Origin of the sequence: Streptomyces sp. CB01881 (assembly GCF_002953255.1) — a bacterium.
In the GTDB taxonomy this organism is placed as follows: Bacteria; Actinomycetota; Actinomycetes; order Streptomycetales; family Streptomycetaceae; genus Kitasatospora.
This window is the reverse complement of record NZ_CP026498.1, coordinates 7691413-7703619: the sequence shown is the minus strand read 5'-3', so window position 1 is coordinate 7703619 and position 12207 is coordinate 7691413. Positions and strand designations below refer to the sequence as shown.

Below are 12207 nucleotides of genomic sequence, written 5' to 3'. Positions count from 1 at the left end.
TGGAACCGCCGTGCCACCGGCTCACGTCCTTCCCCGCGTGCAGCGAGATGGCACCAGGACACGCGACGAGCGTTCCGGCGTGCGGACCGAGACCGGGCCGGCGGCGGCCGTCCACCGTTCCCTCCGCATGGCGGGCCTCGTCGGACTCACCCTCCATCTGGTGCTGGCCGGATGGCTGGTGCTGCGGCCACTGCCGGTGGCCTGGGTCTACGACGCCAACCTGACGCCGCTGGCGTCGCTCCGCTTCTCCACCGCCGGGCAGCTCCTCGGCGAACTGCTGCTGCTGGCCCCGCTCGGCGTGCTGCTCCCGCTGGCCGGCGGCCGCCTCCGGGCCCCCTGGCTGCCGTCCTTCCTCCGCACCACCGGCGCCTCGGCCCTGCTGGCCACCGCGCTGGAGTTCCTCTCCTCCTGGACCCCGGGGCACGTCCTCGACGTCGACCACATCCTGTTCGCCGTCGTCGGCGTGGCCGCCGCCCACCTGGCCCTGGTCCCCGCCTCCCGTTCGCTGGTCCTCCACGCCGCCCGCCGCCACCCGGCCGCACCGCCGGCGACCCCGCGCCCGGCCCCGGCCCCGGCCGCGCCCGCCGCCGTCTACGCGGAGCCGGTCTCCTCCCCCGTCCGCTGAGGGGGCGGCACCTTCGAGGGGGTGACCGCTCGTCGGTCACGGTTCGTCGGTCACGGCTCGTCGGGCAGCTCCACGAAGTACCCGTCCACCACTCCCCACCGAGGGGGTGTGCGGCTCGCCGGGCAGTAGTAGGCCCACGGGGCCGACGCGTCGCACGGCCCGGGATCGATCAGCGTCCCGTCCTGCGGCGCGTCCCGCCCGCACGAACGGCACCGCGCCGTGGCCTGCGCACCCGCCTCCCGCAGCCGGGCCAGGGAGCCGTCCAGGTCACGCAGGCACCCCGCCCCGACGGTGGCCGGAAGGTCCTCCAGCAGCAAGCTGCTCTGCCAGGGGCCGAGACCGGTGAGGGAGCGGACGGCCCGGATCACCTCGATCCGCCGCTCCCCCGCGTCGGTCAGCACGGCGATGAACTCGGGTTCCTCCACGCTCCCCCCGCTGTGGCGCTCGATCGGCGGGCCGCGGTGCCCCGGCCCCGGGACCGTCAGTTCCGGGACGACCGCGTGGCCCGGCGCCCCGCCACCACCAGGAGGCCCACGCCCATCGCCACCGCGGTGGCGCCGGTGATCGCCATCGGCTCGGCCTTCGTGCCGCCGCCGGTCGACGCGAGCTTGGTGGTCTGGGGAGCGGCCGCGACGGCCGCCGGGCCCGCCACCGAGCCGGTGGACCGGGACACCGGGACGACCGCGGCGCCCGACGAGGCCGGGGTCTCCGACCGGACCCCGGCCGGGGCGGCCGGGCCGGCGGCGGGCGGCGCCGGGGTGGACGACCTGCCGGGGGCGCCCGCGGCGGCGATGCCGAAGTCGACCGCCGGGCCCGAGTGGCGGACCTCCGTACCGCCCGGGGCGAGCGGGATGCTGGAGCCGGTGAACAGCACCTGGGCGGTGCTGTTCGGGACGTCCCCGGTGAAGGCGAGCCGGACGTTCACCGTCCGCGACTCGCCGTCGTGCAGGGCGATGACGGTGAGCTCCTGGCCGCCCGCCCGGAGCGTCAGCCGCAGTTGGCCGGGCTCGCTCTGCCCCTCGTCGGTGGCGGCCAGCCACTCGCCCTCGGGCGTCTGGAAGTCGAGCCGGGTCGTCGCCGCGGTCAGCGCGTCGTTGCCCTGGAACGCGACCTGCGGGAGGAAGCGGATGTCCCTGCCGCTGTGGTTGGCGATCGTCAGCCCGAACGGCTGGGCGGGTGCTCCCCCGGTGAACATGGCCGGCACCCCGTCCATGCCGAGCGTCGGGGCACCGGGCACCGGGACCGGAGCCGGGGGCGGCGTGGTCGGGGTTCCGACGGGGGCGATGGTGAAGGAGCCGAGCGGGCTGATGGCGTAGGACGGTTGCTGCCACGCGGGCAGCCCGGGGTCCGTGACCGTGCTGCGGAAGAGCGCGCTCGCCCTGCCGCCACGGGCGTCGGCGGTCACGGCGAGGCGCAGCCGGTAGGTGACCGAGGCTCCGGCCGGCAGGTGCGGCTCGCCGCCGAACGCCTCCAGGTCCCACATGGCACCGACGTTGGCGCCGGCGTGGAGCCGGGGGGTCTTCCACTCCGTGCTGCCGGGTGCCTGGAACTCCAGCCTGAGCTGGGTCTCCCTGATCCCCGCGTCGACGTCCGCCACCGTGAACCCGCTCTGCGTGGCGACCTCGTGGTCGGCGGAGTTCCTGAGGGTGGCGGTGAACTCGACCGCCGGGGCTCCGGCGGTGAGCGTGCCGGGGAACCCGTCCAGCGTGATCAACACCGGGTCGTTCTGGTTCTGGGCGGTCCCGACGGCCCGGGTGGCCCCGGGGGCCTGGGTGACTCCGCCGGCCTGGGGGGTCCCGGGGGCCTGGGTCGCCCCGGCGGACACCGGGGCCGCGGGCGCGCCCTGGGCGGCGGCCAGGCCCGTGCCGGAGGCCACGGCGGTCGCCGCGGCCAGGGCAAGGAATCTGCGGTGCTGAGTACGCAATGGGACCTCACGGAAGAAGACGGGCAGTACCCGGCAGAAGGTGGGTCCCGGGGTGTGAGGGGCCGCCGATCGCCATTTCCCCTGCTGCTGCTTCGCCCCCAAACCCTGAGCAACGACGGCATGTTATCGGACGGTGTGATCCATCCGTGAAGGGGTTTCCGTCCCGGGAGAAGAACGGGAGAGGTCGGGTGGGGGCGGCCTGCGCCCCCACCCCGGCTATCCGGCCACGCGGACCCTGCCGCCCACCTCGATCAGGCCCCCGGCCCGCAGCCCCGTGACGATCTGCGAGCCGCGCCCCTGGGTGATCGTCAGGTCGCGCCGCAGCTCGGCGGTCAGCAGCAGGGCGGCGGCGCCGGTGGCCTCGTCCTCGTCGATCCCGTCGCCGCGGCCGGGGAAGGCCCGCGCCCGGACGGTGCCGGCGGCCTCGTCCTGCCAGGCCCAGGCGTAGATCCACTCGCCCGGCGGCGGGACGTCCAGGGCGTCCACCTCCGTGGCCGAGCCGTACTGCTTCGTCGTCCGCCCGGGCGCCCACTCCGGGCGCGCCGAGATCCGGGTGAACTCGCCGTCGTGGCGCACACCGACGGCGCCGGCGGCGGTGACCAGCCGGTCCACCCCGAGCAGCCAGGCCGCGCCGACGCACGGGTGGCCGGCGAAGGGGAGGCGGACGCTGGGCGTGTAGATGTCGACGGCGCCGCGCACCGCGTCGTCCACGAACACGGTCTCGCTGAAGCCGAGTTCGCGGGCGAGTGCCAACCGGTCCGTCTCGCCGGGAAGGGCGGCACCGTCGCGGACCACACCGAGTTCGTTGCCGTGCGCACCGTCGGGGCCGCAGAAGACGCGAAGGACCTCATAGTCAGTCATCCGCCCAGCCAACCACGGCCGTGGCGCGGACCGGCCAATGATCCGTGATGAAAAGGCGGGGACGAATGTCGGCGGGCTCCAGTACTGTGCGCACTCGTCCCCATCAGCAGTCGCTCCTCACCCCCTCTCCCCACAGGAATGCCTCCGTGAATCTCGACTTCAGCGCCGAGCCCCTTTTCTCCTGGTATGTCGTCCTGCTGGCGATCAGCGGCATCGCCATGGTCGTCCTCGGCGCCATCAACATCGGCGGTGGGCTCAGCGGTGGCTGGCGCGCCGTCAACGTGCTCGCCGGCATGGCGTTCGCGGGCTACGCGTACTACCTCGCGTTCGTCTTCGAGGGCGGCGAGTACCGGATGTTCTTCCAGGCGTTCGTCCTGCCGCTGCTGCTGATAGCCAACGCGGTGAAGTCGCTGCTGGCGCGCGGCAACACGCCCGTCCCGCAGCCGGCCCCGGGCGCGGCACCATACGACCCGAACGCGCAGTTCGGCCCCGGCGCGCAGTACAACCCGTATGCCCAGTCGGCGCCCGTCCCGCCGCAGGGCGCCCCGGCTGCTCCGGCACCGGCCGCGCCGCCCGTCCAGCCGCAGGCCCCGCAGCCGCCGGCCGTCTGATCCCCGGGCCGGCACGGAGAACTCGGACCGGGCGCCGCTCCCCCTGACGGACGAGCGCGGAGAGCATCAGGAGCGGCCGTACCGCCCGGCGGCCCCGGTCCGGCCGCCCGTCGCGGTTGTGCGACGGGCGGAGGGGCCGGTCACGGCGTGAGCCGGTGCAGGTCCCGGGGGAAGAGCGTGGTGCGGCGGACGTTGTCCACCCCCGTCAGCCGCGCCGTCCACCGTTCCAGCCCGAGGGCGAAGCCGCCGTGCGGGGGCATGCCGTGGGCGAAGCAGCGCAGGTAGGCGGCGTACGGCTCCGGCGACTCGCCCCGGGCGGCGAGCGCGGCGAGGTAGTCCTCGTACCGGTGCAGCCGCTGACCGCCGGTGGCCAGCTCCAGTCCGCGGAAGAGCAGGTCGAAGCTGTTGGAGTACTCCGGCCGGCCCGGCTCGGGGTGCGTGTAGAACGGCCGCTTGCGCATCGGGTAGCCGACCACGAAGAGGAACTCGCTGCCGTGCTCGCGCAGCGCCCACTCACCGAGCCACCGCTCGTGCGCGGGCGCGAGGTCCGGCTCGTCGGCGCCCAGCAGCCGCATCGCGTCGGCGAAGTGGATCTGCGGGATCTCCGCCGGGACGACGGGCAGCTCCGCCCCGAGCAGCTCCACGGCGCCGGCGGCCCGGGTCTTCACCGACTCCAGCATCCCGGCGACGGCCTCGCGGACGACGGCCATCACCTCACGGTGGTCGGTGACGAAGCCGAGTTCGGCGTCGAGGCTGGTGTACTGGGCCAGGTGGCGCGCGGTGTCGTGCGGTTCGGCGCGGAAGACCGGCCCGGTCTCGTAGACGCGCTCGAAGACGCCGACCATGGCCTGCTTGAAGAACTGCGGCGACTGGGCGAGGTACGCGGGCCGGCCGAACCAGTCGAGGCCGAACACGTTGGCGCCGGACTCGGTCGCCGAGGAGACCACCTTCGGCGTCTGGATCTCGGTGAAGCCGAGGCTGTCGAGCGCCGCGCGGAACCCGGCCACCGAGGCGGCGGAGATCCGGTGCGGGGCGGCGAGCCGCGGATGCCGCAGCGTGACGGGCGCGCCGTCGAGGATGACGGGAAGGGTGGCCTGGACGTCCGGGCGGTAGAGGCTGAACGGCGGCGCCTCGGCGAGGCTGGACAGCACCTCGACGGTGGGGGCGGTCAGCTCGACGCCGTTCGGCGCCTGGGGGTTGGCGGTCACGGTGCCCCGGACCCGCAGCACCGTCTCCACGGGGAAGTCGGCCTCCCCCTCGGGGGCGACCACCTGGGCGAGCCCGGAGCGGTCCCGCAGGACGAGGAAGGTGACGGACTTCAGTGCGCGGCGGCGGTGCAGCCAGCCGCAGAGTTCGATGGACTCGCCGATGTGGCCGGGTAGTCCGGCGGCCAGGACACGGGCGGTCGTCGGGTGGATCATCGCGGCCCTCCGGGGGCGTCGTGGTGATCCCTTGGAAGTGCGGGCGAGAAGGGGACTCGCGGTACCACCGCACCTTCGCCGCCGCCCGAGGAGGACGGCGGCCTCGTTGCTGGCCCGGTGACGGGGGCCGGCCGGCGGGGCATTTCCTCCCCGCACTCAGGAGTGTCTTCCCTCCCGGACGCGAGGCCGCCTTCACAGCTGGTGGCGGCTCTCTCGGCTCGCGGGTCCTGGAGGTACTCGTCTCCCTCGACGCGTTGCAGGGAGAGTAGGCATCGCGCCACCGTCCGCGCAAGGCAAAATGCGGGGCGGGCGGCCGGTGCGGCCGCCCGCCCCGTGCGCGGGTCAGCCCGGGAGGAACTGGGCGCAGCGGTCGGCGTAGCCGCGGTCGATCGTCCAGTCGTCGCGGAGGATCTGGATCATCCTGTGCCCGGTCCGGGGTCCGACGACGCCGTCCACCTGGAGCTCGGTCCCGGGGAAGCGCGTGTTGACCACGGACTGGATCCGGCGGACGGCCCGGTCCGCGGGTCGACGTGCGCGGGCGGCAGCAGCCCCCGGTCCCCGTACAGCCGCAGCGCCTTGTGGCTCAGCCCGGTCCTGGCCGCGAGCTCCCCGATACCGACCAAGTCCTCGTGCATGCCCCCACTCTTGCCCCTGCCCCAGGGGCAGAGGCAAGCGCCTGCGCGTGGAGCGGTCCGGAAGCAGCGGCCCTCCGGCGCGGTCCGGAAGCGGCGGGCCTCCGGGGCGCCCCTGACGTGAACCCCGAGAGTCCGTCCGTCTTCCAGGTGACGGAGGTCCGGGCCGGGATCGCCATCCAGGCTGAGGATCCGGCGGCCGCCGCGGCGGAGCATGGAAGTACGCCGACCGGAGGGACCGGACCAGGCGCGAAGACCAGGGAGACCGCCATGAGCCGCCTCGCCCGCCCCCGTCACAACCGCGTCATCGCCGGCGTCTGCGCCGGGATCGCCGAGCGCTTCGGCCTGGCGCCGTGGACCGTCCGGATCATCTTCCTGGCGTCCTGCCTGCTGCCCGGCCCGCAGTTCCTGATCTACCTGGCGCTCTGGCTGCTGCTCCCCCAGGAGCCGTGACCGCGGGACGGCCTGCGCCCCTGCGGAACCGGGAGCCCCTGGAGCACCCGCAAGCCCTCGGAACGCCGGAGGGCCGCCCGTACCCCGGGATCACCGGGGTACGGGCGGCCCTCCGCGCGACGGGCGGGTCAGCCGCCGAGGCCGGGCAGCGGCAGGGTCTGGGTCAGACCACCGAGCGGGGTGCTGCCCAGGCCGGGAACGCTCGGGACGGCGGCGCGGGGGGCGTCGGCCGCCGGGGCGACGGCCTGGCCGGCGCTCGGGGTGAGGGTGCCGAGGGTGCCGAGGGTGCCGGCCACCTTGTCACCGCCGGGCAGCTTGCCGGCGGTGTCGACGACGGCGCCGGTGACGGCCGGGTTGGTCACCGCGCCGGTGGGAAGCCCGAGGCCACCCGCCGCAGCGGGGTCGGCGGACGCGCTGCCTGCGCCGACCGCCGCAATGGCGATGCCGAGCACGGCGGCGCCGGCGGCCTTGAGAGTGGCCTGCTTCATGTTCGTCCCCTTGGATCCTCGTCGGTGGCCGACATTCACGGCAGGCAGCGGGTTCCGCCGCCACGGCCGGTCGGCGGTGACTGGCACACCGTAGTGATTGGATCGCACGAGGATCAAAGGCGGTTAACCCACACGAGTGGGTAGTCAGATGAACGCCAACGCCCTTACGGGACAAAGGCGTTCATCCGACCATGCCGGTCACCCTCAGGAGCCGGCGCTGAACAGCCACTCCGCCTTGAGCTCGGCGTAGCCCGGCTTGATCACGTCGTTGATCATCGCCAGCCGCTCGTCGAACGGCAGGAACGCCGACTTCATCGCGTTCACCGTGAACCACTCCATGTCGCCCAGCGTGTAGCCGAACGCCTCCACCAGGTGCTCGAACTCGCGGCTCATGCTGGTGCCGCTCATCAGGCGGTTGTCGGTGTTGACCGTCACCCGGAACTTCAGCCGGCTGAGCAGCCCGATCGGGTGCTCGGCGTACGAAGTGGCCGCCGCCGTCTGGAGGTTGGAGGTCGGGCACATCTCCAGCGGGATGCGCTTGTCGCGCACGTACGCGGCCAGCCGGCCGAGCTCGACGCTGCCGTCCTCGTTCACCGTGATGTCGTCGACGATGCGGACGCCGTGGCCGAGCCGGTCGGCGCCGCAGCACTGCAGGGCCTCCCAGATCGACGGCAGGCCGAAGGCCTCGCCCGCGTGGATGGTGAAGTGGTTGTTCTCGCCCTTGAGGTAGTCGAAGGCGGCCTGGTGGCGGGTGGGGGGGTACCCGGCCTCGGCGCCGGCGATGTCGAAGCCGACGACGCCCGAGTCGCGGTGGCGGTTGGCCAGCTCGGCGATCTCGGAGGAGCGGGCGGCGTGCCGCATCGCGGTGATCAGGGTGCCGATGCGGATGCGGTGGCCGGCGGCGCGGGCGTTGGCCTCGCCGAGGCGGAAGCCCTCCTGGACGGCCTCGACGACCTCGTCGAGGGTCAGGCCGGCCTCCAGGTGCTGCTCGGGGGCGTAGCGGACCTCGGCGTAGACGACGCCGTCGGCGGCCAGGTCCTCGGCGCAGTCGGCGGCGACCTTGATCAGCGCCTCGCGGGTCTGCATCACGGCGCAGGTGTGCGCGAAGGTCTCCAGGTAGCGGACCAGCGAGCCGGAGTCGGCGGCCTCGCGGAACCACTCGCCGAGTTCCTTCGGGTCGTTGGTGGGGAGGCCCTCGTAGCCGACCGCGGCGGCCAGCTCGACGATGGTCTCCGGGCGCAGCCCACCGTCGAGGTGGTCGTGCAGGAGCACCTTCGGGGCGCGGGTGATCTGGTCGGGGGCGGGAATCCGGGGGCCGGTGCCCGCGGTGGTGACAGGGATCTGGTTCTCCATTGCGGGAGTGTAGCTCCTACGCGCGTAGACAGGCCACACCCCACACGCCGGTTCGGCCGATGTGCACCTGGAATTCCACCGACTGGACGATCCGCCGCCGCCGGAGGCCTCAGTCGTGCTGCAACAACCGCCCCCGCCGCGACAGCACGAAGTCCCGGAACGCCGCCACCGGCGGGGTCAGCGGCCGGCCCGCCGCCCACGCCAGCCCGATCGCCCGCCTGGTCCGCGGCGCCGTCACCTCCAGCTCCACCACCCCCGGCCGCGGCACCAGCGCGGGCGGCAGCAGCGCCACCCCCAGCCCGGCCGCGACCAGGCCGCGCAGCGTCTCCGCCTCCTCGCCCTCGAACGCGATCCGGGGCACGAAGCCGGCCTCCGCGCAGAACCCGTCGGTGATCGCGCGCAGCCCGTAGCCGCGCTCCAGCCCGACGAACGGGTCCTCGGCCACCTCGGCCAGCCGGATCCGGCGCCGCCCGGCCAGCCGGTGGTCGGCCGGGACGACCAGGTTCAGCCGCTGCTCGTCCAGCCGCCGCGCCACCAGCGCCGGGTCGTCGTCGGGCACCGGCGCGACCAGACAGAGGTCCAGCTCGCCGGCGCGCAGCCGCTCCAGCATCGCGCCGACGTAGTCCTGCACCAGTTGGAAGCGCACCTGCGGGTGCGCCGCCCGGAACCCCCGCAGGAGCGCCGGGACGGCGTCCGTCCCCATGGTGTGCAGGAAGCCGAACGCGACCCGCCCGGCCGCCGGGTCCGCCTCCGCCCGGGCTGCCTCGGCGCCGCGCTCGACCTCGGCCAGGGCGCGCTCCACCGAGGCCAGCAGCAGCCGCCCGGCCCTGGTCAGCCGGACCGTCCGGCCCTGACGGGCCAGCAGGTCCACGCCCAGCTCCGCCTCCAGCCGGGCCACCGCCCGGGACAGCGTCGGCTGCGGCACGCCCAGCAGCGCGGCCGCCTGCGTCACGTGCTCCAGCCGGGCCACCGCCGCGAACTGGGCCAGCCGGGGCGCCAGCAGGGCGGCCGGCTCCTCCGGCCCCAACTCGGCGAGCCGGTGGGGCAGCCCGGGTTCCGCCATGCCGTCCGTCACCTCTGCGCCACCTTCACCACGACGACCTCGACTCATGCGCTGACGTATGGATTATCGGCCGATCATGTATTGGACGCATCAGCTGGGGCAGGCCTAACGTCGACGTCATGCAGCCCTCCAGTACCGGGGCATCCGTGGCCACTCCGGATGCCCTCGCCCAGCCGTCCCTCCGCACCGCAACCGCGGACGACCGCCACCGCCCCGGGCAGCGCGCCTTCCGACGCGCCAACCTCGCCCTCTTCGCCGCCGGTGTCGCGACCTTCGTCCTGCTCTACTCCACCCAGGGCCTGCTGCCGGTCCTCTCGGCCGACCTCGACCTCACCCCCGGCCAGGCCAGCTGGACGGCGTCCGCCGCCACCCTCGGCCTCGCCCTCGCCCTGCTCCCGGCCAGCGCGCTCTCCGACCGGTACGGGCGCACCGCGGTGATGACGGCCTCCACCCTGGCCGCCTCCGCCCTCGCCCTCGCCCTGCCGTTCGCCCCGGACCTCACCACCCTGGTCGTCCTGCGCGTCCTCCAGGGCGCCGCCCTCGCCGGACTGCCCGCCACCGCGATGGCCTACCTCGCCGAGGAGGTGCACCCCAGCGCCCTCGCCTCCGCGATGGGCCTGTACGTGGCCGGCAACAGCATCGGTGGCATGGGCGGCCGGCTGCTCTCCGGCTGGGTCGCGGCCGGCTTCGGCTGGCGCTGGGGCCTGGCCGCCTCCGCCGCCCTCGCGCTGCTCGCGGCGCTCGCCTTCCGGCTGCTGATCCCCGCCGCCCGCCACTTCACCCCGGCCCCGGTGGACGCCCGCGCCCTCGCCCGCACCGTCGGCCGGCACCTGCGCAACCCGCTGCTGGTCCGGCTGTACGCGCTCGGGCTGCTCTTCATGGCCGTGTTCGGCGCGGTCTACAACACCGTCGGCTACCGCCTGGTCTCCGCGCCGTTCCACCTGCCGGAGTCGGTCGCCGCCTCGATCTTCGTGGTCTACCTGGTCGGCACCGGCACCTCGGCCGCCGCCGGCCGCCTCTCCGGCCGCCTCGGCCGCCGCGGCGCCCTCTACGTCGCCATCGGCGTGACCGCCGCCGGCCTGCTGCTCTCCCTCGCCGGCTCGCTGCTCTGCGCCCTGCTCGGCCTGGTCCTGATCACCGCCGGCTTCTTCGCCGGCCACGCCACCGCCTCCTCGGCCGTCGGCCGCACCGCCACCGAGGGCCGCGCCCAGGCCTCCGCGCTCTACCTGATCGCCTACTACCTGGGCAACAGCCTCGGCGGCACCGTCGGCGCCGACGCCTACCACTCCACCGGCTGGTCCGGCGCCGCCGCCGTCGGCCTCACCGCCATGACCCTCGCCGCCGCCGTCACCCTCTACGCCACCCGCCAGGCCCACACCGCCCGCCGCGGTGTCCGGGCCGCCCACTGACCGCACCTCACGGCGGATACCTGACGCAGGGTGTCAGGTATCCGCCATAGCCTTCCCCTCGTCCCGCCGGCCCGACCAGAGGAAAGCACCATGGCGACCTTCGTTCTCATCCCCGGCATGCTGCACGGCGCCTGGTGGTACCGGCCGCTCACCGACGGCCTGCGGGCCGCCGGGCACGAGGTGTACCCGCTGACGCTGACCGGGGTGAGCGAGCGCGGGCACCTGAACAACGCGGCGGTCAACCTGGAGACGCACATCCGGGACGTACTGGGGACGCTGGAGGCCGAGCAGCTGACCGACGTCGTGCTGGTCGGGCACAGCTACGGCGGGATGGTCGCCTCCGGGGTGGCCGACCGGGCGCCGGAGCGGATCGGGGCGCTGGTCTACGCGGACGCCTTCGTCCCGCGTGACGGCGAGTCGGCCTACCAGATCGTCAACGAGGTCTGGAAGCAGCGCTACCTGGCCGGCGCCGCCGCGGGCGACGGCTCCACCGTGGTCGGCCTCAGCCCGTTCCTCGACCCGCGCGCCACCGTCCACCCGCTGGCCAGCCTGTTCCAGCCGGTCACCCTCACCGGTGCGGCCGACGCCGTCACCCGCCGCACCTACATCCACGCCGAGCGCTTCCCGGACACCCCGTTCCTGGAGACGGTCGCCCGCGTCCGCAACGACCCCGCCTGGACCGTCCACACCCTCCCCGTCGGCCACGACCTGGTCCGCGAGGCGCCGGACGAGTTCCTCAAGATCACCCTCGCCGCCGCCGGGTGATGCCCGCCCCGGCCGTCGGCGTGCATCGATACACTCCGCAATATGAGCATCGATCCTGCTGTGTACGCCCGGTTGCGAGAGATCGCCGATCAGCTGCCGCAGATCCCCGGGATAGGGAAGGTCGAGATCGCCGACGGCGAAATCATGATGATGATGTCGCCAGTCAAGAAGCACGAGCTCGCCGTGATCCGAATCGCCCGGCAACTCAACGCCCAGCTCCCGCAGACGCATCCGGGTCACATCGCGCACCCTGGCGCCGATCTGGAGGACGCCGGGCTCGGCCGACTGCGGAATCCCGACCTGATGGTGTTCTCCGAGAAGGTCCTCGAAAGCGACCAGCCTGCGCTCCTACCGCACGAGGTCCTGCTGGTCGTCGAGATCGTCTCGAAGTCCAATCCCAAGAACGACTACCAGGCCAAGGTCCACGACTACGCGGCCATGGGCATTCCGTTCTACCTGATCGTCGACCCCCGAACCGGCACCGGCATCGTGCACTCGGAGCCCGGCTACACCTCGCGCAAGGAGTTCGCCTTCGGCGACACCATCACCGTCGGCCCGTGGACCCTCGACACCAGCAGTCTGCTCACGTACGCCTGATCAGG

14 protein-coding genes and 1 pseudogene are annotated in these 12207 nt (G+C 74.0%); 6 read left to right on the top strand and 9 right to left on the bottom strand.

Annotated features, from left to right (window positions below):
• Positions 1-79: 79 nt before the first annotated feature.
• Complete coding sequence (locus tag C2142_RS23675) at positions 80-625, top strand: VanZ family protein (protein WP_148644491.1); 546 nt, start codon at positions 80-82, stop codon at positions 623-625.
• A 50-nt stretch (positions 626-675) separates the two neighbouring features.
• Here the strand turns inward: C2142_RS23675 and C2142_RS23670 are convergent, their stop codons facing one another.
• The 3 genes from C2142_RS23670 to C2142_RS23660 all read right to left on the bottom strand — a co-directional run bounded on the left by C2142_RS23670 (position 676) and on the right by C2142_RS23660 (position 3410).
• Positions 676-1050, bottom strand: coding sequence for a ribosomal protein L7/L12 (locus tag C2142_RS23670; RefSeq protein WP_162002527.1), 375 nt, complete (start codon positions 1048-1050; stop codon positions 676-678).
• Between the two features lie 56 nt (positions 1051-1106).
• On the bottom strand, positions 1107-2549 hold the full coding sequence (locus tag C2142_RS41685; RefSeq protein ID WP_162002526.1) for a hypothetical protein: 1443 nt from the start codon (positions 2547-2549) through the stop codon (positions 1107-1109).
• 216 nt (positions 2550-2765) lie between these two features.
• Complete coding sequence (locus C2142_RS23660) at positions 2766-3410, bottom strand: PhzF family phenazine biosynthesis protein (RefSeq protein ID WP_148644489.1); 645 nt, start codon at positions 3408-3410, stop codon at positions 2766-2768.
• A gap of 146 nt (positions 3411-3556) precedes the next feature.
• Between C2142_RS23660 and C2142_RS23655 the strand changes: the two genes are divergently transcribed.
• A complete protein-coding gene (locus C2142_RS23655; protein WP_148644488.1) occupies positions 3557-4021 on the top strand; it encodes a hypothetical protein in 465 nt (154 codons plus the stop codon).
• 140 nt (positions 4022-4161) lie between these two features.
• Here the strand turns inward: C2142_RS23655 and aspS are convergent, their stop codons facing one another.
• The 3 genes and pseudogenes from aspS to C2142_RS40310 form a co-directional block, all read right to left on the bottom strand.
• A complete protein-coding gene (gene aspS / locus C2142_RS23650; protein WP_148644487.1) occupies positions 4162-5442 on the bottom strand; it encodes an aspartate--tRNA(Asn) ligase in 1281 nt (426 codons plus the stop codon).
• Positions 5443-5784: 342 nt separating this feature from the next.
• Entirely contained in the window at positions 5785-5934 is a 150-nt protein-coding gene (locus C2142_RS23645) for a hypothetical protein (protein ID WP_153882812.1), read from the bottom strand.
• A 20-nt stretch (positions 5935-5954) separates the two neighbouring features.
• Positions 5955-6077, bottom strand: a pseudogene (locus C2142_RS40310) (MerR family DNA-binding transcriptional regulator); the annotation flags it as partial.
• Between the two features lie 267 nt (positions 6078-6344).
• Here C2142_RS40310 and C2142_RS23640 point away from each other — a divergent pair.
• Positions 6345-6527 carry a PspC domain-containing protein gene (locus tag C2142_RS23640; protein ID WP_148644486.1) on the top strand — a complete coding sequence of 61 codons (183 nt, stop codon included), beginning with the start codon at positions 6345-6347 and terminating at the stop codon, positions 6525-6527.
• Positions 6528-6655: 128 nt separating this feature from the next.
• Here C2142_RS23640 and C2142_RS23635 read toward each other — a convergent pair whose 3' ends face one another.
• The 3 genes from C2142_RS23635 to C2142_RS23625 form a co-directional block, all read right to left on the bottom strand.
• A complete protein-coding gene (locus tag C2142_RS23635) occupies positions 6656-7015 on the bottom strand; it encodes an ATP-binding protein (RefSeq protein ID WP_148644485.1) in 360 nt (119 codons plus the stop codon).
• 204 nt (positions 7016-7219) lie between these two features.
• Entirely contained in the window at positions 7220-8368 is a 1149-nt protein-coding gene (locus tag C2142_RS23630) for an adenosine deaminase (RefSeq protein ID WP_148644484.1), read from the bottom strand.
• A gap of 109 nt (positions 8369-8477) precedes the next feature.
• The gene (locus C2142_RS23625) at positions 8478-9431 is read right to left on the bottom strand and encodes a LysR family transcriptional regulator (protein ID WP_148644483.1); all 954 of its coding nucleotides are present in this window, start codon (positions 9429-9431) and stop codon (positions 8478-8480) included.
• 119 nt (positions 9432-9550) lie between these two features.
• Here C2142_RS23625 and C2142_RS23620 point away from each other — a divergent pair, with 119 nt between their 5' ends.
• From C2142_RS23620 to C2142_RS23610, 3 genes are all read left to right on the top strand, one after another.
• Positions 9551-10840, top strand: coding sequence for an MFS transporter (locus C2142_RS23620; protein ID WP_148644482.1), 1290 nt, complete (start codon positions 9551-9553; stop codon positions 10838-10840).
• Between the two features lie 90 nt (positions 10841-10930).
• Positions 10931-11605 carry an alpha/beta hydrolase gene (locus C2142_RS23615; RefSeq protein WP_148644481.1) on the top strand — a complete coding sequence of 225 codons (675 nt, stop codon included), beginning with the start codon at positions 10931-10933 and terminating at the stop codon, positions 11603-11605.
• 42 nt (positions 11606-11647) lie between these two features.
• Positions 11648-12202, top strand: coding sequence for a Uma2 family endonuclease (locus C2142_RS23610; RefSeq protein ID WP_148644480.1), 555 nt, complete (start codon positions 11648-11650; stop codon positions 12200-12202).
• Positions 12203-12207: the final 5 nt, after the last annotated feature.

What these genes read in the sequence shown, in the direction of transcription:
- C2142_RS23660 (WP_148644489.1), bottom strand. Translation starts at nt 3,410, where the DNA reads ATGACTGACTATGAGGTCCTTCGCGTCTTCTGCGGCCCCGACGGTGCG.
- aspS (WP_148644487.1), bottom strand. Translation starts at nt 5,442, where the DNA reads ATGATCCACCCGACGACCGCCCGTGTCCTGGCCGCCGGACTACCCGGC.
- C2142_RS23640 (WP_148644486.1), top strand. Translation starts at nt 6,345, where the DNA reads ATGAGCCGCCTCGCCCGCCCCCGTCACAACCGCGTCATCGCCGGCGTC.
- C2142_RS23635 (WP_148644485.1), bottom strand. Translation starts at nt 7,015, where the DNA reads ATGAAGCAGGCCACTCTCAAGGCCGCCGGCGCCGCCGTGCTCGGCATC.
- C2142_RS23630 (WP_148644484.1), bottom strand. Translation starts at nt 8,368, where the DNA reads ATGGAGAACCAGATCCCTGTCACCACCGCGGGCACCGGCCCCCGGATT.
- C2142_RS23625 (WP_148644483.1), bottom strand. Translation starts at nt 9,431, where the DNA reads ATGGCGGAACCCGGGCTGCCCCACCGGCTCGCCGAGTTGGGGCCGGAG.
- C2142_RS23620 (WP_148644482.1), top strand. Translation starts at nt 9,551, where the DNA reads ATGCAGCCCTCCAGTACCGGGGCATCCGTGGCCACTCCGGATGCCCTC.
- C2142_RS23615 (WP_148644481.1), top strand. Translation starts at nt 10,931, where the DNA reads ATGGCGACCTTCGTTCTCATCCCCGGCATGCTGCACGGCGCCTGGTGG.
- C2142_RS23610 (WP_148644480.1), top strand. Translation starts at nt 11,648, where the DNA reads ATGAGCATCGATCCTGCTGTGTACGCCCGGTTGCGAGAGATCGCCGAT.